Below are 19,763 nucleotides of genomic sequence, written 5' to 3' on the forward strand. Positions count from 1 at the left end.
TCGAGTGCTTCTTCAACAAGCTCAAGCGCTTCCGCCGTATCGCCCTGCGCTGCGAGAAAACCATCGCCGCCTTCATGGGCTTCGTTCACCTCGCATGCGCCATGATCTGGCTACGATAAATGCAGACAAAGCCTAGGGGAAGATACGGATACTCCGCTCGTTAGAAGGGTGGGCATAGAAGCCCGACCCGACATGGAGTGGATGAAGACCATGCGTACAAGCATCCAGCATCGTCTGCGATCCGGTGGGACGCAGCGGCATGTCCGACGATGCGGAGATTGTACCGTCCGCTGCTGATGCGGGCCGACATCCATCCGATTTCCACGAGATTCGTCGATGATCGAATGCTGCAACGGCATTCGACATGGGCGCGTTCGCCCGGCGCATGGGGTTGCGCCGTCTCCCAAGCGTCATGGATGCCGTCCCCGCACGGTGGCGGCATCCGCCCTTTCCCCACGGAGCAGGAGTGAAATAATGGCCAAAACCATGAAAGCCGCCGTCGTTCGCGAGTTCGGCAAGCCGCTGACCATCGATGAGGTGCCGGTCCCCGAAGTCGGCCCCGGCCAGATCCAGGTCGCGATCCAGGCCTCGGGTGTGTGCCACACCGATCTTCATGCCGCCGAGGGCGACTGGCCGGTGAAGCCCAACCCGCCCTTCATTCCCGGCCATGAGGGTGTCGGCTATGTCAGCCAGGTGGGCGCTGGCGTGACCCATGTGAAGGAAGGCGACCGTGTCGGTGTGCCGTGGCTCTACACTGCCTGCGGGCACTGCGTCCATTGTCTGGGCGGCTGGGAGACGCTGTGCGAAAGCCAGTTGAACACCGGCTATTCGATCAATGGCGGCTTTGCCGATTATGTCATTGCCGATCCCAATTTTGTCGGGCATCTGCCCGCCAATATCGGCTTTGCCGAGATCGCGCCGGTCCTGTGCGCGGGCGTCACGGTCTATAAGGGCCTGAAGATGACCGACACCAAGCCCGGCGATTTCGTCGCGATCAGCGGCATCGGCGGCTTGGGGCACATGGCCGTGCAATATGCGGTCGCCATGGGCCTGAACGTCGCGGCGATCGACATCGACGATGCGAAGCTCGATCTGGCGCGTCGGCTGGGCGCGACGATCACCGTCAATGCGCGGCACGACGATCCGGCGACGGTCATCAAGCGCGAGACGGGCGGTGGCGTGAACGGCGTGCTGGTCACGGCGGTCAGCGAGAAGGCGTTCGCCCAGGCGGTCGGCGTGACCGCGCGCGGCGGGACGGTGGCGCTCAACGGCCTGCCGCCGGGCGACTTCCCGCTCAACATCTTCGGCATGGTGCTGAACGGCATCACGGTCCGTGGCTCGATCGTCGGCACCCGGCTGGACCTGCAGGAATCGATTGACTTCGCGGCCCGGGGCAAGGTTCGCGCGACGATCGAAACCGCGAAGCTGGAGGATATCAACACCATCTTCGACCGGATGCACAAGGGCCAGATCGAAGGGCGCGTCGTCCTCGACATGGCAGCGTAACCCCTGCGTCAGCCGGGTCGGGACGGTGTGCGATAAGGCCACCGTTCCGGCCCGGCTGGCAGGACTTCTATTCCTGAATGATGGACCGGACTCGTGTTCTGCATGGCGCGGGCATGTCCCCCCGGGACCGCCTTGCTCCTTCCGGAAGGGCATCTTTCGAGCCCCGCAATATATGGCGATCGCGGGATGAGATGCGCCACAACCCGCATCCCCGGCAGTCTCCGACGGTGGGCGGGTGCCCCCCTCTGGAGGGGAGCACCCCGCTCTAATCCGCCGCGATGGGCCCATGGTGCGGCTTGGGTCGCCGCGTGAACCAGGTGAGCGCGGCCAGCACGATGCACAGCCAGGCCGAAACATAGAAGATGTCGGTCGAGGCCATCAGATAGGCCTGTCCGACCATCTGCCGTGTCACCGCGGCGGCGGCCTGCGTATCGGTCAGGCCGAGATGGTTCAGCCCCGTGCGGGCCATCTGCCACACCGGGTTCTGGCCGATCGCCTCGGACAGATGCGCCTGATGCATCGCCTCGCGCCGATCCCACATCGTCGTGGTCAGCGACGCGGCAAAGCTGCCCGCCGTGATCCGCGCGAAATTGGAGATGCCGGTGGCGGAGGGGATGCGATGCTGCGGCACGCCGTCCAGCGCGATGGTCAGCATCGCGAGGAAGAAGGTGCTCATCGCGATGCCCTGCACCATCAGCGGCAGCACGAAGTCGCTGAACGCGGCCGATGTGGTGAGGCCGGAACGCATCCAATAGGATAGGCCGAAGGCGGCGAAGGCGATGGTCGCCATGATCCGCGCATCGACCTTGCCCGACAGGCGGGCGACCAGCGGGGTCAGCACCACCGCCACCGCGCCGCTGGGCGCGGCGACCAGCCCGGCCCAGGTCGCGGTATAGCCCAATTGCGTCTGGAGCCAGAGCGGCAGCAGCAACGTGTTGGCGAAGAACACCGCATAGCCCAGGCAGAAGGCCAGCGTCCCGATGCTGAAATTACGCCCCTTGAACAGCGACAGGTCGACCGCCGGGTTGGCGTCGGTCAACTCCCAGATCAGCCAGGCGATGAAGCCGACGACCGCAACCACCGTCATCACCACGATCCGGGTGGAGTGGAACCAGTCGTCATTCTTGCCCAGGTCGAGCATCATCTGCAGCGCACCGACCCATATGACCAGCATCACCAGACCCACCTTGTCGATCGGCAGGTTGCGGGTCGGCGTCTCTCGGGCGGACAGCCCGCGCCAGCAAATTCCTGCGCAGAACAGGCCGACCGGCACGTTGATGAGGAAGATCCAGCTCCAGTGATAATTGTCGGAGATGTAGCCGCCCAGGATCGGCCCCATGATCGGCGCCACCAACGTCGTCATCGACCAGATGCCGAGCGCGGTGGACCGCTTCTGCGGCGGGAAGATCGCGATCAGCAGTGCCTGGCTGCCCGGAATCATCGGCCCCGACACCGCGCCCTGCAACACGCGAAAGCCGATCAGCGAGGACAGGTCCCATGCGATGCCGCACAGGAAGGAGGCGATGGTGAACAGCAGTACCGAGACGCAGAAGGTTCGCACCACGCCGAACTTGCCCATCAGCCAGCCGGTCAGCGGCACCGCCACGCCATTGGCGACGGCGAAGGCGGTGACGACCCAGGTCGAATTGTCCGAACTGACGCCCAGATTGCCCGCGATGGTGGGCAGCGAGACATTGGCGATGGTCGAGTCCAGCACCTGCATGAAGGTGCCCAGCGCCAGCGCAAAGGCGACCAGCGCCAGCGTCGGGCCTGTCAGCGGGGCGGGGCCATCGCCCGCACCCGCCCGAGCCGGTGCGGCCGCCATCAGCGATTGGCCGCGATGATCTGCCCGATCTGGGCTTCGACCGCGGGATCGTTGGCGTCCGTCGTCTGCGTCTTATAGGCCTGGGTCGCGGCGGTGCCGATCCGCGGTCCGCTCTGTTCGGCGGTGTCGACCGTGACCGTCGCCGACAGGCCGACGCGCAGCGGGTTCCGGCGCAGTTCGTTCGCGTCCAGGCCGATGCGCACGGGCACGCGCTGCACGATCTTGATCCAGTTGCCGCTGGCATTCTGCGGCGGCAGCAGCGCGAAGGCGTTGCCGCTTCCGGCACCAAGACCGATGACCTTGCCGTGATAGACGATCTTGCCGCCATACATGTCGGCGACGATCGTTGCTGGCTGGCCGATGCGCAGATCCTTCAGCTGGGTCTCGCGGAAATTGGCGTCGACCCAGAGGCGATCGAGCGGCACTACCGCCATCAGGGGGGTGCCCGCCGAGACCTGCTGCCCCACCTGCACGGTGCGCTGCGCGACGACGCCGTCGATCGGCGCGACGATATGCATGTGGTTGCGGGTGATCGCAGCACGGCGATAGGCGGCGATGGCGGCCATGACGGCGGGGTTGGTCGACACCTGGGTCCCCTGCACCGCGCTGCGGGCCTGTGCGGCCTGCGCGCGCGCGAGGGTGAGGTTGGCGTTGGCGACCTTCACCGCGTCGGCGGCATGCGACAATTCCTCGCCTGACACCGCACCCTCGGCGGCGGCGCCGCGACGCCGGACATAATCGTCGCGCGCGCGCCAGCTCGGCTTCGGCCTGGATGATGGCGGCCCCGCTCTGGTTCACCTTGGTGAAGTCGGCACGGGTCGCGCGCACGGCGCGGGCCAGTTCGGCCTCGGTCGAGGCGAGCGCGACATCGGCCGTCGCCGGGTCGAGGTCGAGCAGCGGGGAGCCCGCCTTCACCGTCTGGGTATTGTCGGCGTGAATGGCGAGCACCATGCCCGGATCGCGCGCGGTGATCGACACCACGTCGCCCGCAACATAGGCGTCATCGGTTTCCTCCTCCGGCTTGGCGAGCAGGAAATGGAATACCGCCCACAGGATCGCGGCGGCCAGCACCACGGCGGCCAGGATGGTCAGGCCGGTGCGGCGGGCCCGGGGCCTGCCCCGCGCGGCGGCGGGGGAGGGGGCTGCGGTGTCGCTCATTGCGTGGTACCTTGCGAAGAAGAGGAAAAGCCGCCGCCCATGGCCACGGCAAGCGCGATCCGCGCCTGAACCGCGTCGGCGGCGAGATTGGCGTCGGCCTGTTCGGCCTCCAGCTGGCGAATGTCGGGATCGATCAGCCCGAGCTGCGACTGAAGCCCGCTGGACACGCGAATGGCGTTCAGGCGGCGCGTCTCGGCCAGCCCGCGCACCACCGCGGCCTGCCGGGTCCGTTCCGTCGCGATGGTCCGGCTGCGGGTGACGGCATCGGCGGCCTCGTGCACCGCGCCGACCACCCGGTTGTTGTAATCCGCCGTCGCCAGATCGAGCGCGGCGGTCGCGCCGGCCAGTCCGGCCCGCAGCCGCCCATTGTCGAAGATCGGCAGATGGATGGCTGGGCCCGCCCCGATGGTGCGCGCATCGCCGCTGAACAGTTTGTCGAGGCCCACTGCCTGGAATCCCGCTAGGGCCATCAGGTTGACGTTGGGCAGGAAGGCCTTGCGCGCGACCTCCTGCCCGGCGCTTGCGGCTTCGATCCGGGCAAGCGCGGCGGCGATGTCGGGTCGCCGGGCGAGCAGATCGGCGGGCACCGTCGCGGGCAGGGGAAGCGCGGTGTCGAACGCCACGCGGGTCGGCGCGATCGTCGCGGGATAGTCGAGCCCACGCCCGGCCAGCGCCGCCAGCGCGTTGCGCGACAAGGCGGCCTGCGCCTCCGCTCGGGCCAGCGCGACCTGTGCCTGCGCCAGCAGCGTCTCCGCGCCCGTGGCGTCCAGCTTGCTCGCCAGATGGTTGCGAATGCGCGCCTGGGTCAGCTTCAGCGCGTTGGCGCGGGTGCCGATCGTGTTGCGCGCGATCGCGGCCTGCCGTTCGGCCCGGGCGAGTTCGACATAGGTCTGCACGACGGAACCGGCGATCGCCAGCCGGGCGGCGGTGACGTCGAGTGCGGCGGCCTGTGTCGAGGCACGGGCGGCGCGGATCGCAGCGGCCTGTCGCCCGAACAGGTCGATCGTCCAGTTCAGATTGGCCTGCGCCTGGCCGAGCCACAGGGTCGAACCCGCATAGGGCGGCGGGATCGTGTAGCGGCCCGAAATCCGGCTATATTGTTCCTGCGCGTCGAGCGAGACATTGGGGCCGTCATCGGCACGGCGGCTGGCCAGCACCGACTCCGCCTGCCGCAGCCGCGCGAGCGCGACATCGAGCGAAGGATTGCCCGACAGCGCGTCGCCGACGATCCGGTCGAGCTGCGCATCGCCCATCGCCCGCCACCAGTCGGGGGCCATGATCGGAGCCTGTGCCGTGCCCAGCGCCATCCGGCCGGGGGTGACCGGCGCGACCGCCGGATGCGATTGCGGCACCGAACAGCCCGCCAGCAGCAGCCCGATTGCCCATGCCGACCGCTTCATGCGATCGTCTCCAGCCGGTTGCGGAGCCGCAGGAGATGGCCGATGAACTGATCGACCTCTTCCGATGTCCAGTCGCACAGCCAGATATTCCATTGCGCCACGACCTTTTCCTTGCAGCGGCGCGCGACCGCGACGCCGCTGTCGGTCAAGCGCAGGCGCACGATCCGCCGATCGTCGGTGCAGCGGCTGCGTTCGATCAGGCCGCGCTCCTCCAGCGTATCGACGATGCGCGTCGTCGCTCCGGTGTCGTGGCAGAGATGCCGGGCTAGTTCCGCCGCGGTCTGGCTCAGGCCGACGAGCAACGCCATCAGCACGCTCCACTGGACGTGAGTCACCTCCTCATCCTGGAATAGCGGTTCCATCCCGATCCGGGCGAGTTGGAACACACGCTTGGTCAGATAGCCGACCGAGCGTTCCGGATCGAAATCATCGAGTTCTTGAATCACCATGTTGCTGCTTTGGCAATGATTGCTGAGGCAGTCAATTCCGTGTCGGCATGATGATTTTTTTTCATCGTGCGCCGCCGCCGCCCAAATCATCGCCGGATCGCTGTTTCTGTCATCGCAGCGTAACATCATATCCTTTAATCCGCTGCGGATCGTTGGAGTATGGTGATGCGCAGAGAGTTTTTTGCCGCACGCGACCGTGTCGGAGTCGCGGCATGATCGGGTTGACCCGACGCCATGTGCTGGGCGGTGCCGTGCTGCTGGGCGGCGCGCCGGCGATTCTGCGCGCGCAGCAGCTTTTTGCCGCCTATCCCTTTCGGCTCGGCATCGCGGCGGGCGATCCGGCGGCGGATGGTTTCGTCATCTGGACGCGACTTGCCCCCGATCCGCTCGCCGAGCATGGCGGGATGCCGATGGCGCCGGTCGCGGTCGACTGGCAGGTCGCGCGGGACGAGGGGATGCGTGACATCGTCGCCAAGGGAACCGCGCTTGCGCGCCCCGAACTCGCCCATTCGGTGCATGTCGAAGTGACCGGGTTGGAGGCGGCGCGCCCCTATTGGTATCGTTTCCAGGTCGGCCGGGAGCGTTCGGCCAAAGGCATGGCGCGGACCCTGCCGCCCGCAGGCGCGCCGCTCGACAAGGTGCGGTTCGCGGTCGTCGGCTGTCAGCATTATGAGGACGGACTCTATACCGCCTACCGCCATATGGCCGAAGAGCGGCCCGACTTCGTCTTCCATTATGGCGACTATATCTATGAAGGCCGCGATTCACCGCTCGCCTTCAGCTATGATGGCAAGCCGCGCCGCTTCGTCCGCGAGCATATCGGGCAGACGCTGTACGATCTCGCCGATTATCGGCGGCGCTACGCCCAGTATAAGCTGGATACCGATCTTCAGGCCGCGCACGCCGTTGCGGCCTGGTTCCCGACCTTCGACGATCACGAGGTGGAGAACAACTGGGTCGGGCTGATCGACCAGAATGGCACGCCGCCGCAGGACTTTGCGCTGCGGCGCGCGATGGCGCTCCAGGCCTGGTACGAGCATGTGCCGGTGCGGCGCAGCGCCATGCCCACGCCGCAGGGCGTGACCGCGTATCGCCGCGCGCGGGTGGGCGACCTGCTCGATCTTCACCTGCTCGACACGCGCAGCTTCCGTTCGGACCAGCCTTGCGATGACGGGTTCAAGCCGATCTGCGCGGGCGTCCGCGATCCGGCGGCGCAGGTCATGGGCCAGACGCAGGAGAAATGGCTGGCGGCCAATCTGGCGGAAGGCAAGGCGCGCTGGAACGCGATCGCTCAGCAGGTGATGGTGATGCCGCTCGACCGGCGGACCAGTGACGCGCCCGAACCGATCCGCAACATGGACAGTTGGGCGGGCTATGACGCGCCGCGCGAAAGGCTGATTGCGATGCTGGGTGGCCGCAACGCGGTGGTCCTGACCGGCGACGAGCATCAGACCTTTGCGGGCGAGTTGCGCACGCGCAGCGGCACGGGCGAGGCCAGGGCGGTGGAGTTCGTGACCACCTCCATTTCCTCGGGCGGTGATGGCGCGGATGTCCGGGTCGGCAATGACCGGATCATGGCCGACAATCCCTATCTGAAATACACCGCCGACCGGCGGGGCTATTCGATCTGCGAAGTCGGGCGCGATGCCTGGCAAACACGGTTCCGTGCGGTGCGCAGTGTGTCGACGCCCGATGCGCCCGTGGTCACGCTGGCCACCGCGACCGTGGCGGCCGGGGAGGCAAAGCTGTCGATCGCCTGAGCCCGCCGACACGAAATCCCTTCCTCTCCTGCACAGGGAGGAAGGGCGTGAAGGGCGCGGTCATCGTGATCCCGACATGGGCCGGGATCACGGACCTCCTCGCCTAGGAGGCTTCGCGCAGGATCGGGTATACCAGCACGAACGGATCGCGATAAGGCGAGCGGTCGAACAGCCAGTTGAGCCGCGCATCGCCATCGGCGGCGAAGCCGGGATCGCTGGCGATCTTCGCGTCGAACGCTGCCTTGAGTGCCGGATCTTGCGCCAGCATCCGGTCGGCGATCGGCGCGAAGACGAAGGGCTCGCTGCGCACCGGCGGGCTCAGCATCTCGGGGAAGAATCCCCATGACAGGAACGAGTCCTGGCTTTCCGGCTCTAGCAGCGCGGCGGCGAGCAGGCCCATCGGCTGGTCGGCGGCCACGCGGACGCTTCCCGCCGTCACGATCCGCTCGCGCGCCTGATGATGGAAGGTCGCGCTGATCGGATAGCGTCCGTCTCCCGGCGGCGACGGCTTCACGTCGCTGAGCCGGATCTCGTCCAGCACCAGGGTCCGAGGCATGTCGATCCGTTCCATCGCCACGCCATGCCATCGCAGCCGTTCGATCACCTCGGTCTGTTCGGCCGGTATCCACCAGGCGGCGGGCAGGCGGACGGTTTCGGTCGCAGCCTGGCCGATGATCGGCATCGGCAAGTGGCGCGGCTGGCCCAGCCAGCGTTGCTCGGCCCGGCCCGAGGCGGGGGAGACATAGCGGTCATAGGCCATGCCCTTGAAATCGATCGACCCGATCGGCTCCGCCATCGGCGCCCAGCGGGTCATCAGCGTGGCGGGGCGCATCGCGCGATCCTTCGCCTTGGCCGCGGCGATCGCCGGCGCTTCCCGCGCGACCAGCGTCATGGCGGCTTCGATCAGCACATAGGTGCCCAGCACCCGTTGGCGAAACGACTTGAGCATATGGTTTTCGACCAGCACCGTCGGCACGCCGATAAAGTCGCCATAGCCCGTCGAATAGCGTGGCCCCTCGGGACTGAAGCGGATACCCTTGGCGGGGTCGCGCGGATCGATGGCGCTCGGATAGACGCCGGGAATGTGCCCGGCCTGGGTCAGGGCGCCTTCGACGGCCGGGGTAAAGCGCTGCTGCAACCAGTCCGCCGTCGCGCGGTGCCGGGCATAGCGACCCCAACCGGCATAGGTGAAGGTGACGTCATACTGGTGATCGAACCCGTCGCTGTCGTGCAGGTCGATATAGAGCGCGGGGTCGAGTTCGCGCAGCAGCGCGACGACGGCGCGGGTCTCCGGCGCGTCCAGCTTGGCATAATCGCGGTTCAGGTTGATGTTGCGCGCATTGGCGCGCAGCCCTTTTTCCGCCGGGCCGCGCTGGTGCGGACGGCTGAACGCGCTCATCCGCTCATGCCCGTCGATGTTCAGCACCGGGATAAATATCAGATCAACCTTGTCGAGCAGCGACGCCCTGCCGCGTACCGCGATGTCGCGCAGCAGCATCAGTCCGGCATCCTTGCCGTCGATCTCGCCCGCGTGAATACCCGCCTGCACCAGCACCACGGGCTTGTCCGGGCCGCCCTTGCTGGCCCGGACATAGAGAAGGTCGCGGCCCTCACTCGTCCTGCCGAAACGATGCACGGTCAACAGTGGAGAGGCGGCCGTCAGCCGATCGATGAACGCGCGGACCTCTGCAAAGCGCGGGCTCGTCTGGAAGCCGGATGCCTCGGCGGGGGTGATCCATGGGTCGCCGGGCGGCACGATCAACGCCTCGCTCGCGCCCGACCAGGGACGGGCTGGGGGCAGTTGGGGCATCGGCGCATCCGCGATCGCCTGCGCCGCGAGGGGAAGGGGCAGGCCGAAGACCAGGCTCAGGCACCGGGCGGCGATCAGGGACAGGGAGCGCACATCCGCCTCACATCAAGGGAAACCGGCGGAGGCTGTTACATTATGACATATCGTTCATCCAGTACGGAGTACGGTATCGCGCATCATTTCTAGTCGCACGACGGCATTCCGCAACAATGCGGGTTGGGATCGGCCCATCCAAAGTGGATTCGACCCGACATACGCTTCGAATGGTCAAGCCTTGAGCCATCGGGATTGAGTGGATATGGAGTGGTGGACGCACTTGGGCTCGAACCAAGGACCCGCTGATTAAGAGTCAGCTGCTCTACCAACTGAGCTATGCGTCCAATGCCGGTGTGTGGCACGGCGGGGAGCGATGTCCCCGGCTGGTGGGGGGCTATTAGCCGGGCGGGTCCGACCTGCCAAGAGGGTTTTTTGACATTTTTCTTGCGACCGGGAACCGCTGGGCGGACCCGGTCGCTCGGCAGCCTTAATAGCCGACGGTGAAGCGTTGGCGGATATGGCGCGGCTGTTCGATCTCGTCGGCCATCGCGATGGCATAATCCTCATACGAGATGCTGCTGCCCTGCTCGTTGGACAGGAGCGTGTCGGTGCCCAGACGGAATTGCCCCGTCCGCTCGCCGGGGACGAACAGCGCGGAGGGCGAGAGGAAGGTCCAGTCGAGATCGTTCACCGTGCGCAGATAGTGCAGGAAGGCGACCCCTGGGCGCGCCTCATGCTTATACTCATCGGGGAAGCTGGGCTGATCGATCAGCATCTGGCCGGGCGCGACCTCCAGGCTGCCCGCGCCACCGACCACCAGAAAGCGCGACACACCGGAGGCGCGGACCGTGTCGACCAGCGCCGCGACGTCGAGAGACTGGAAGGGCAGCGAGCTTATCACCGCGTCATGGCCGCGCAGCGTGTCGGCAAGCGTGGCCGAATCCTGCCAGTCGCCTGCCACGGCGGTCACGCTCGGAAGTGCGGCGATCCGTTCCGGATGACGGGCGATGGCGGTGACGCGATGCCCGCGATCCGACAATTCCTTCAGGATGCGTGAGCCGACATTTCCCGATGCACCGATGAGAGCGATGTTCATAGTCGTTCCTTTCGTCTTGACCCTATGGTCCACTTTGTAGACCATTGAGCTATGCCGAGCCATGATCTCCCGCAAGACGTCAGTTTCCAGCGACAAGGTCACACCGAACTGACCGCCCCGCCGCCGTTGCTGACCGGCGAGGGCGGATGCCCGATTCGCGATGTTCTCGACCGGATCGGCGACCAGTGGAGCCTGTTGGTGCTCGCCGCGCTGGAGCCGGAGACGCTGCGCTTCAACACGCTGTTGCGGCGGATCGGGGACGTGTCGAAACAGATGCTGTCGCGCACGCTGCGACGCCTGGAGGAGGACGGGTTCGTCCACCGTACCGTCTATCCGGAAGTGCCGCCACGCGTCGAATATCGGCTGACCGAATTGGGGCGCTCGTTTCTCGAACCGATGCGCGGGCTTGTCCGCTGGGCCGACCGCCATCAAGCGGCGGTGGAGGCGGCGCGCGCGGCCTATCGGGCCCGGATCGGGGAATAAGGGGAGGAAGGGCCCGGCGGCGCGTTTACCGCCGGGCCCCCGGTCATCAGACGATGTGAACCGACTTGGTGATCATGTGGCTGGCGATGCCTTCGGGCGCGTCTTCCGAACCATAGCCACTTTCCTTGACCCCGCCAAAGGGCGCGTCCGCCCAGCTCAGCCGTACGGTATTGATCGCGACCATGCCCGCTTCGATCTCATCGGCCAGCTGGTTCTGGCGACGACCATTTTCGGTGAAGCAATAGGCCCCCAGGCCGAAGGGCAGGCGGTTCGCCTCGGCGATTGCATCCTCGGTGGTGGCGAAGGGGCGGATCAGCGCGATCGGGCCGAACGGTTCTTCGTTCATCGCCTTGGCGTCGAGCGGCACATCGGCCAGCACGGTCGGCGAGAAGAAGAAGCCGTCGCCGCTCCTGGCCGCGCCGCCGGTCAGCATCCGCGCGCCGCTGCGCACCGCGTCCTCGATCATCGCGCCGATCGCCTCGGGACGGCGCGGATTGGCCATGGGGCCCATCTGGGTCTCGGATGACCGGCCATCACCGATCTTCAGCGCGGCGGCCCGCTCGGCAAAGCCCTTGGTAAAGCGCTCGTAAATGCCCTCCTGCACATGGAAACGGGTGGGGGCGACGCAGACCTGCCCCGCATTGCGGAATTTGTGGGTGACCAGCGTGTCGAGCGTCTTGTCGAGGTCGCAATCGTCGAAGACCAGCACCGGGCCATGCCCGCCCAGTTCCATCGTCGCCTTCATCACCGTGTCGGCGGCGAGCTTGAGCAGATGCTTGCCGACCGGCACCGACCCGGTGAAGCTGAGCTTGCGCGTGACGGGCGAGGCGAGCAGGTGGCGCGACACCGCATCCGGTACGCCGAAGACAAGCTGCGCGACATCGCCGGGCAGGCCTGCGTCCTGGAAGCAGCGCATGATCGCGATCGCGCTGGCGGGGGTTTCCTCGCTGGGCTTCAGGATGACCGAGCAACCGGCGGCGACGGCAGGCGAGATCTTGCGCACCGGGTTCATCACCGGGAAGTTCCACGCGCAGAAGGCCGCGACCGGGCCGACCGGCTGTTGCAGCACGAGCGAGCGGGTGCCGGTGGGACGCGGCAGCACGCGGCCATAGATGCGCACCGCCTCACCCGCATGGAAATCGAGCAGCGCGGCGGTGGCGGCAACCTCACCGCGAGCCTCGGCGGTCGGCTTGCCTTCCTCCAGCGTGGCGAGCAGGGCGAGTTCCTCGGCGCGTTCGCGAACCAGCGCGGCGGTACGGGCCAGAACGGCGCCGCGTTCCTGCGGGGCGGTCTTTCGCCATTGTTCGAAACCGCGCGCGGCGGCCTCCAGCGCGCGGTCCATGTCGGCGGTGGTGGCGAGCGGCAGCTCGCCCAGCGGTTGCCCGGTGGCGGGGTTCAGCACGACCTGCGTCTCGCGCCCTTCGGGGCCCAGCCATTCGCCGCCGATATAGAGGCCGTTCTTCACGTCAAATTGCGGGGCGGTCATGCGCGTCCTTTCGAAGGCGGGGATTGATGCGGCCGCGAGATCGGCCTTTGCCCGAGCGGATGCAAGGGGGCGGGGCGGTCAAATCGACCAGGGAGCGGAGTATGACGGAGCAAAAGCGGGGCTTTGTGCGTCCCAAGCATTCCGGCATTTCCTATCGGGGGGATCGAGATAGGGTATGCGACGAAACGACAAGGGATACGTCCAAATGCGAGGACCATTTCCGGCCGCGATGGCCGCGCTGATGATCGGGGCGATCGGCCTGAGCGGCTGTTCGGGCGGCAATGGCGGCGGCAAGGGATCGGTCGAACTGCTGAACGTCAGCTATGATCCGACGCGTGAACTGTACAAGGACGTCAACACTGCCTTCGCCCGGCAATGGAAGGAGCGGACCGGCCAGGCCATCACGTTCCGCATGAGCCATGGCGGGTCGGGCAAGCAGTCGCGATCGGTGATCGACGGGCTGTCGGCCGATGTCGTCACGCTGGCGCTCGCCTATGATGTGGACGCGATCGCCGAGCGCGCCAGGTTGCTGCCCGCCAATTGGGAAACTCGCCTGCCCGACAACAGCGCGCCCTATACCTCGACCATCGTCTTCCTGGTCCGCAAGGGCAATCCCAAGCACATTCGCGACTGGGCCGATCTGGTGAAGCCGGGCGTGCAGGTCATCACGCCCAGCCCGAAGACCAGCGGCGGCGCGCGCTGGAACTTCCTGGCCGCCTGGGCCTATGGGAAGAAAGCGGGCGGCGGATCGGATGCGGCGGCCCAGGCCTATGTCGCCAATCTCTATGCCCATGTTCCCGTGCTGGATTCCGGCGCGCGCGGGGCGACCACGACCTTTGTCGAGCGCGGCCTGGGCGATGTCCTGATCGCTTGGGAGAATGAGGCGCTGTTGTGCGAAAAGGAACTGGGTGCCGGTAAATTCGACATCGTCGTGCCGTCGCTGTCGATCCTGGCCGAGCCATCGGTGGCGGTCGTCGACGCCAATGCCAAGGCGCATGGCACCGAACAGGTGGCTGAGGCGTATTTGAAATTCCTCTACACCCCCGAGGGACAGGAAATCGCCGCGCGCAATTTCTATCGGCCGCGCGACGAGGGCGTGCTGGCGCGCCATGCCGCCAGCTTCCCCAAGCTGGAGATGGTGACGATCCGCGACTTTGGCGGCTGGGCGGCGGCGCAGAAACGATTCTTCGCCGATGGCGGCGTGTTCGATGCCATCTATGCGGGCGGCAAGGGACGCTGATCCCGGTGTTGCGATCGACGCGTCGTTCGGCGCTGCCGGGCTTTGGCCTGACCATGGGGATGACGCTGTTCTGGCTGGGGCTGGTGGTGCTGGTTCCCTTGTCCGCGCTGTTGCTGCGTGCCGCCGGTATGGGGTGGGAGGCCTTTGCCGCCGTGGGCCTGTCGCCCCGCGCGCTGGCCGCCTATCGGTTGAGCTTTGGCGCGGCACTGGCGGCGGCGGCCGTCAATGCGGTGTTCGGGCTGCTCATTGCCTGGGTCCTCGTGCGCTATGATTTTCCGGGCAAGACGCTGATCGATGCGGCGGTCGACCTGCCCTTCGCACTGCCGACGGCAGTGGCGGGGATCGCGCTGGTTTCGCTCTATTCGGACAATGGCTGGATCGGCTCGCTGCTGGCTCCGTTGGGGATCAAGGTCGCCTATACCCCGCTGGGCGTTACCATCGCGCTGGTCTTTATCGGCTTGCCCTTCATCGTTCGTTCGGTGCAGCCTGTGCTGGCCGATCTGGGCCGCGATGTGGAGGAAGCCGCCGCGACCCTTGGCGCGACGCGCGCCCAGACCTTCGCGCGGGTCATCCTGCCCGCCGTCGCCCCCGCGCTGATGACCGGCTTCGCGCTCGCCTTCGCACGCGGCGTCGGGGAATATGGCTCGATCATCTTTATCGCGGGCAATATGCCGTTCAAGTCGGAGATCGCGCCGTTGCTCATCATCACCCAGCTTGAACAGTTTGATTATGACGGCGCGACCGCCATCGCCTGCGTGATGCTGGTCCTGTCCTTTGCGATGCTGTTGTTCGTCAATCTGCTCCAGGCCTGGCGGGCGAAGCGGGGCGCGCGATGAGCAATGCCAACCCCACCACCGTCGAAAGCCCATGGGCGCGGCGGACGTTGATCGGCATTGGCATTCTGTTCCTGGCGTTGGTCCTGTTCCTGCCGCTCGCCATGGTCTTCGCGGGCGCGCTGGCGAGAGGATGGGGCGTGTTCGTTAATGCCCTGACCGATCCCGATGCGCTGGCGGCGATCCGCCTGACCCTGCTGGTCGCGGCGATCGCGGTGCCGGTGAACACGGTCTTCGGCATCGCCGCGTCCTGGGCCATCGCCAAGTTCGACTTTCGCGGCAAAAGCCTTCTCATCTCGCTGATCGATCTGCCTTTCTCGGTGTCACCGGTGGTGTCCGGCCTGATCTTCGTCCTGCTGTTCGGCGCACAGGGATGGCTGGGCCCCTGGCTGACCGAGCACGGTGTGCGGATCATCTTCGCGGTGCCGGGCATCGTCCTGGCGACCGTCTTCGTCACATTCCCCTTCGTCGCGCGCGAACTGATCCCGTTGATGGCGGAGCAGGGACGCAACGACGAGGAGGCCGCGCGATCGCTGGGGGCGAGCGGGTGGCAGACCTTCTGGCATGTCACCCTGCCCAATATCCGCTGGGGCGTGCTGTACGGCGTGCTGCTGTGCAACGCGCGCGCCATGGGCGAGTTCGGCGCGGTGTCAGTGGTGTCGGGGCATATCCGAGGACTTACCAATACGATGCCGCTGCATGTCGAGATTCTCTATAATGAATATGACTTTGTCGGCGCGTTCGCGGTGGCATCGCTGCTGGCCTCGCTCGCGCTCGTGACTCTGGGAGTGAAGACCGTGCTGGAATGGCGTTTCGGCATCCATCGGGCGGGATCCGCGCATTGAGCATCACCGTCGAGAATATCTCGCGCCGCTTCGGCGGGTTCACCGCGCTCGACCGGGTGTCGCTGGAGGCCCGGCGGGGCGAATTCCTTGCGCTGCTCGGCCCTTCGGGATCGGGCAAGACCACGTTGTTGCGGACCATCGCGGGCCTCGACTTCGCCGACGAAGGCCGGGTGTCGTTCGAGGGGCAGGACATGACCGGCACGCCGGCGGCCGAACGGCGGATCGGCTTTGTCTTTCAGAATTACGCGCTGTTCCGCCATATGACGGTGGCGCAAAACATCGCCTTTGGCCTGACGGTGCGCAAACGGCGCGATCGGCCCGCCAGGGCGGCGATCAAGGCCAAGGTCGCCGACCTGCTCGAACTGATCCAGTTGCCCCAATTGGGGGACCGTTTCCCCGCCCAGTTGTCGGGCGGCCAGCGCCAGCGTGTGGCGCTCGCCCGCGCATTGGCGATCGAGCCGCGCCTGTTGCTGCTCGACGAGCCGTTCGGTGCCCTGGACGCCCAGGTCCGCAAGGATCTGCGCGGCTGGCTGCGGCGCATTCATGACGAGACCGGGCTGACGACCATCTTCGTGACCCATGATCAGGAAGAGGCGTTGGAACTCGCCGACCGGATCGTCGTCATGCGCGGCGGCATGATCGAACAGGTCGGAACGCCCGATGAGGTGCAGGCCGCGCCCGCCACCGCGTTCGTTTCATCCTTCATCGGTGAGACCAATAGCTTGCCCGTCACCCGCCAGGATGGGCGCGCGGTGATCGGCGATGGGTTGGCGACCATGGCGGACCCGGCGCGAGGGCAGGGAGCGGGCGTGCTGCACGTCCGCCCGCATGATGTCGAGCAGGCGGCACCGGGCGAGGAGGACGCCTTCCCGGTCCGCGTGCTGACGCGCCGCTCGATCGGACGCAGCCTGCGCCTGACTGCCGAGATGGACGGGGTGGCGGAGCCGCTGACCTTCGACCTGCCCGGCGAAGCGCCCATGTCGGTCGGGGACACGATCCTGCTTCGCCCCATCCGCTACCGGATTTTCTAGACTTTTTTGGGTGGTGGCGAGAACGGGGTGGGCGAATAATCCCTGATGGTCGTTTCGCCATTTGCCAGTCACCCTCGTGGCGGGCATGAAATGCCGAAGGACAGGGGAGAGCGGTGTGAAGGTCGGACAGGAATGCTGGCGGATCGAACGGGCGGACCGCATGGCGGTGATCGTCGATGCCGAACGCTATTTCCGGGTGGCGCGCCGTGCGATGCTGTCGGCAAGGAAGCGCATCCTGCTGATCGGATGGGATTTCGACGCGCGGATCGTGCTCGACCATGACGAAGCGCCAGACGAAACCGTCGGTGATTTCATCTATTCGCTGGTCGAGCGGCAGCCCGAGCTGGAGATTTTCCTGCTCCGCTGGGACACCGGGGCGCTCAAGTCCGTGTTTCGCGGGCGGACCTTCTTCACCGTGCTGAAATGGATGGCGCACAAGCGTATCCATACCAAGCTGGACGGCCATCATCCGGTCGCCGCGTCGCATCATCAGAAGATCGCCATCATCGACGATCAACTGGCCTTTTGCGGCGGCATCGACATGACCAGCGAGCGTTGGGACACGCGCGAGCACCGCGACGACGACCCCAGGCGGAAACGGCCGGGTGGCCAACCCTATAAGCCCTGGCATGACGCGATCAGCGCGGTCGAGGGACCGGTGACCCAGGCGCTGGGCACGTTGTTCCGCGAACGCTGGCATGCGGCGGGGGGCAGGCGGATGGCGCCCGCGGTGCCCGGCGAACGCTGCTGGCCCGAAGGTCTGGACGCGGATTTCACCGATGTGCCGGTCGCCATCGCACGGACCATGCCCGAAATGGACGACCAGGTTCCGGTCCATGAGAATGAAGCGCTGTTCCTCGCACAGATCGCGAGGGCCGAGCGCTATGTCTATATCGAAAGCCAGTATTTTGCCTCGCGCCGGGTGGCGGAGGCGATCGCGCGGCGGCTCGATGAGGAGCAGGGGCCGGAATTCGTCATCATCAATCCGCTGACCGCGCAAGGCTGGCTGGAGCCGGTCGCGATGGACACGGCACGCGCGCGGCTGGTCGAGGCGTTGCGGCGGCGCGACCGGCATGGGCGGTTCCGTATCTATCATCCCTTCACCGAGGGGGGCAGTCCGATCTATTGCCATGCCAAGATCCTGATCGCCGATGATCGCGTGTTTCGCCTGGGGTCATCCAACCTCAACAATCGCTCGATGCGGCTGGACACCGAATGCGACCTGGCGATCGCGGTCGAGCCGGACAGTGCGGCGGGGCGGCGGATCAGCGCGATCCGCGACGATCTGTTGGGCGAGCATCTGGGGCTCCCTTCGGAAACCGTGGCGGAAATGATCGCAGAAAAAGGCTCGCTGATCGCCACGGTGGAGGCGCTGCGCTCCACCGAACGGAAATCGGTCCGCCCCTATGAGGTGCCGGATCTATCGAGCGTCGAGGCGTGGCTGGCCGATAACGAGGTGCTGGACCCCGAAGGGCCGGACGAGATGTTCGAGGCGCTGAGCAAGCGGCGCGGGTTGTTCCGGCGGCTGCGGCGGCACTGATGGCGGAGATCGTGAACCTGCGCCAGGCGCGCAAGGTCAGGGCGCGCAAGCTGGCCGAGCAACATGCGACGGAAAACCGCGCGCGTTTCGGCCGGAGCAAGGCCGAGAAGCAGCAGGACAGCGCCGAACGCGACCGATTGACGCGCGAACTCGACGGCGCGCGTCGCGAGGACTGACCGCGCCGCCTCCGCCTCCGTTCAGCGGGGCGTGGCGAACCAGATGATGTGGGTCGCGCCCTTGCCGTTCTCGCGCGCGCGGACGCGCACTTCATCGACCTCGAAGCCGACGCGCCCCAGTCGCCGGGCAAAGGCCGGATCGGGCGCGGCGGACCAGATTGCCAGCACCCCGCCGGGGCGCAGCGCGGCGCGCGCTTCATCGAGACCGCGCCCCGAATAGAGACCGTCATTCGCCGGACGGGTAAGGCCGTCGGGGCCATTGTCGACGTCCAGCAGGATGGCGTCATACTGGCCGCGTCCGGCGTAGATCGCATTGCCGACATCGCCCATCGCCAGCGTGACGCGCGGATCGTCCAGGCATCCGGCGGTCAGCGTCGCCATCGGGCCGCGCGCCCACTCGATGATCCCCGGGACCAGTTCGGCCACGGTGATCCGCGCATCCTTGCCCAGCCGGCCCAGCACCGCGCGCAGCGTGAAGCCCATGCCATAGCCGCCGATCAGCAGGCGCGGCGCGGCGCGCCCCGCCAGCCGGTCGCAGGTCATCGTGCCCAGCGCCACTTCCGAGCCGCTCATCCGCGTGCTCATCAGTTCGTTGCGGTCGAGCACGATCATGAAATCGCCGCCCCGGCGGAACAGGCGCAACGGCTCTCCGCCGGGCACCTCTGCCACGCCGAGCAGCTCGCGCGGGGTCATTTGCCCTGGCGGGCCTTGCGCGCGGCGTAACGGGCGTCCCGCGCGGCCTTCAGCTCGGCGGCGGTCGGAACCACCGGCGGCCGGGCCGCGGCGGCGGCGGCTTCGGCGGCCGCCTCGGCTTCCGCCTGGGCCTTTGCGCGCGCCTCTTCCTTTGCGGCCTTCTTCGCTTCGATCGCGGCCTTGTGCGCGGCGCGGCGCTCGGCCTCGGCCGCTTCCCTGGCCTCGCGCGCGGCGGCGCGGGCCGCGATTACGGCGGGGTCGGGTGCGGCCTTGTTGCGCAGTCGCTCCAGCGCCGCCGCCTTGGCATCGCGCGATGCCGCTGCACGTTCGGAAAAGCCGGGGACCTTATATGCTGCCATCTGTTCCTTGTCCGTCTGGATGCCCGCTGCGGCCGAC

17 protein-coding genes, 1 tRNA gene and 2 pseudogenes are annotated in these 19,763 nt (G+C 66.9%); 10 read left to right on the plus strand and 10 right to left on the minus strand.

The annotated features are described in order from the left end of the window. Both RN629_RS01475 and adhP read left to right on the plus strand, forming a co-directional pair. Positions 1-119, plus strand: a pseudogene (locus RN629_RS01475) (IS5-like element IS711 family transposase); the annotation flags it as partial. A 355-nt stretch (positions 120-474) separates the two neighbouring features. Next, positions 475-1,506: an alcohol dehydrogenase AdhP gene (gene adhP, locus RN629_RS01480; RefSeq protein WP_407033496.1), complete on the plus strand. Its 1,032-nt coding sequence runs from the start codon at positions 475-477 to the stop codon at positions 1,504-1,506. A 265-nt stretch (positions 1,507-1,771) separates the two neighbouring features. On the opposite strand, the gene RN629_RS01485 is transcribed toward adhP, so the two are convergent. From RN629_RS01485 to RN629_RS01500, 4 genes and pseudogenes are all read right to left on the minus strand, one after another. Then, complete coding sequence (locus RN629_RS01485; protein ID WP_407033497.1) at positions 1,772-3,331, minus strand: DHA2 family efflux MFS transporter permease subunit; 1,560 nt, start codon at positions 3,329-3,331, stop codon at positions 1,772-1,774. After that, a pseudogene (locus tag RN629_RS01490) lies at positions 3,331-4,489 on the minus strand (efflux RND transporter periplasmic adaptor subunit). Before RN629_RS01490 ends, RN629_RS01485 begins: the two are co-directional and overlap by 1 nt. Continuing rightward, positions 4,486-5,889 carry an efflux transporter outer membrane subunit gene (locus tag RN629_RS01495; protein ID WP_407033498.1) on the minus strand — a complete coding sequence of 468 codons (1,404 nt, stop codon included), beginning with the start codon at positions 5,887-5,889 and terminating at the stop codon, positions 4,486-4,488. The pseudogene RN629_RS01490 and the gene RN629_RS01495 overlap by 4 nt, the downstream one beginning before the upstream one ends. After that, complete coding sequence (locus RN629_RS01500) at positions 5,886-6,338, minus strand: MarR family winged helix-turn-helix transcriptional regulator (RefSeq protein ID WP_407033499.1); 453 nt, start codon at positions 6,336-6,338, stop codon at positions 5,886-5,888. The genes RN629_RS01495 and RN629_RS01500 overlap by 4 nt, the downstream gene beginning before the upstream one ends. A 212-nt stretch (positions 6,339-6,550) precedes the next feature. Here RN629_RS01500 and RN629_RS01505 point away from each other — a divergent pair, with 212 nt between their 5' ends. Continuing rightward, entirely contained in the window at positions 6,551-8,098 is a 1,548-nt protein-coding gene (locus RN629_RS01505; RefSeq protein ID WP_407033500.1) for an alkaline phosphatase D family protein, read from the plus strand. Between the two features lie 103 nt (positions 8,099-8,201). On the opposite strand, the gene RN629_RS01510 is transcribed toward RN629_RS01505, so the two are convergent. From RN629_RS01510 to RN629_RS01520, 3 genes are all read right to left on the minus strand, one after another. Further along, positions 8,202-9,908 (minus strand): M14 family metallopeptidase, encoded by a 1,707-nt coding sequence (locus tag RN629_RS01510; RefSeq protein WP_407033716.1) that lies wholly within the window; start codon positions 9,906-9,908, stop codon positions 8,202-8,204. A 304-nt stretch (positions 9,909-10,212) separates the two neighbouring features. After that, positions 10,213-10,288, minus strand: a tRNA-Lys gene (locus RN629_RS01515). Positions 10,289-10,431: 143 nt separating this feature from the next. Further along, a complete protein-coding gene (locus RN629_RS01520; protein ID WP_407033501.1) occupies positions 10,432-11,040 on the minus strand; it encodes an NAD(P)-dependent oxidoreductase in 609 nt (202 codons plus the stop codon). A 51-nt stretch (positions 11,041-11,091) separates the two neighbouring features. On the opposite strand from RN629_RS01520, the gene RN629_RS01525 reads away from it, so the two are divergent. After that, positions 11,092-11,523, plus strand: coding sequence for a winged helix-turn-helix transcriptional regulator (locus RN629_RS01525; protein WP_407033502.1), 432 nt, complete (start codon positions 11,092-11,094; stop codon positions 11,521-11,523). 46 nt (positions 11,524-11,569) lie between these two features. Here RN629_RS01525 and RN629_RS01530 read toward each other — a convergent pair whose 3' ends face one another. Continuing rightward, on the minus strand, positions 11,570-13,009 hold the full coding sequence (locus RN629_RS01530) for an NAD-dependent succinate-semialdehyde dehydrogenase (RefSeq protein ID WP_407033503.1): 1,440 nt from the start codon (positions 13,007-13,009) through the stop codon (positions 11,570-11,572). Positions 13,010-13,214: 205 nt separating this feature from the next. Here RN629_RS01530 and RN629_RS01535 point away from each other — a divergent pair, with 205 nt between their 5' ends. From RN629_RS01535 to RN629_RS01560, 6 genes are all read left to right on the plus strand, one after another. Continuing rightward, positions 13,215-14,249, plus strand: coding sequence for a sulfate ABC transporter substrate-binding protein (locus RN629_RS01535; RefSeq protein ID WP_407033504.1), 1,035 nt, complete (start codon positions 13,215-13,217; stop codon positions 14,247-14,249). 5 nt (positions 14,250-14,254) lie between these two features. Next, positions 14,255-15,085, plus strand: coding sequence for a sulfate ABC transporter permease subunit CysT (gene cysT, locus RN629_RS01540; RefSeq protein WP_407033505.1), 831 nt, complete (start codon positions 14,255-14,257; stop codon positions 15,083-15,085). Then, entirely contained in the window at positions 15,082-15,927 is an 846-nt protein-coding gene (cysW, locus tag RN629_RS01545; protein WP_407033506.1) for a sulfate ABC transporter permease subunit CysW, read from the plus strand. The genes cysT and cysW overlap by 4 nt, the downstream gene beginning before the upstream one ends. Beyond that, entirely contained in the window at positions 15,924-16,958 is a 1,035-nt protein-coding gene (locus tag RN629_RS01550) for a sulfate/molybdate ABC transporter ATP-binding protein (protein ID WP_407033507.1), read from the plus strand. Before cysW ends, RN629_RS01550 begins: the two co-directional genes overlap by 4 nt. 85 nt (positions 16,959-17,043) lie before the next feature. Then, positions 17,044-18,498, plus strand: a complete 1,455-nt coding sequence (locus RN629_RS01555; protein ID WP_407033508.1) for a phospholipase D-like domain-containing protein — start codon at positions 17,044-17,046, stop codon at positions 18,496-18,498. Continuing rightward, positions 18,498-18,674, plus strand: coding sequence for a DUF4169 family protein (locus RN629_RS01560; protein ID WP_407033509.1), 177 nt, complete (start codon positions 18,498-18,500; stop codon positions 18,672-18,674). The genes RN629_RS01555 and RN629_RS01560 overlap by 1 nt, the downstream gene beginning before the upstream one ends. Before the next feature lie 21 nt (positions 18,675-18,695). Here the strand turns inward: RN629_RS01560 and RN629_RS01565 are convergent, their stop codons facing one another. Beyond that, entirely contained in the window at positions 18,696-19,367 is a 672-nt protein-coding gene (locus RN629_RS01565) for a spermidine synthase (RefSeq protein ID WP_407033510.1), read from the minus strand. Next, positions 19,364-19,726, minus strand: a complete 363-nt coding sequence (locus RN629_RS01570; RefSeq protein WP_407033511.1) for a DUF6481 family protein — start codon at positions 19,724-19,726, stop codon at positions 19,364-19,366. The genes RN629_RS01565 and RN629_RS01570 overlap by 4 nt, the downstream gene beginning before the upstream one ends. Positions 19,727-19,763 lie beyond the last annotated feature (37 nt).

Source organism: Facivitalis istanbulensis, assembly GCF_040560405.1.
In the GTDB taxonomy this organism is placed as follows: Bacteria; Pseudomonadota; Alphaproteobacteria; order Sphingomonadales; family Sphingomonadaceae; genus Sphingomonas; species Sphingomonas istanbulensis.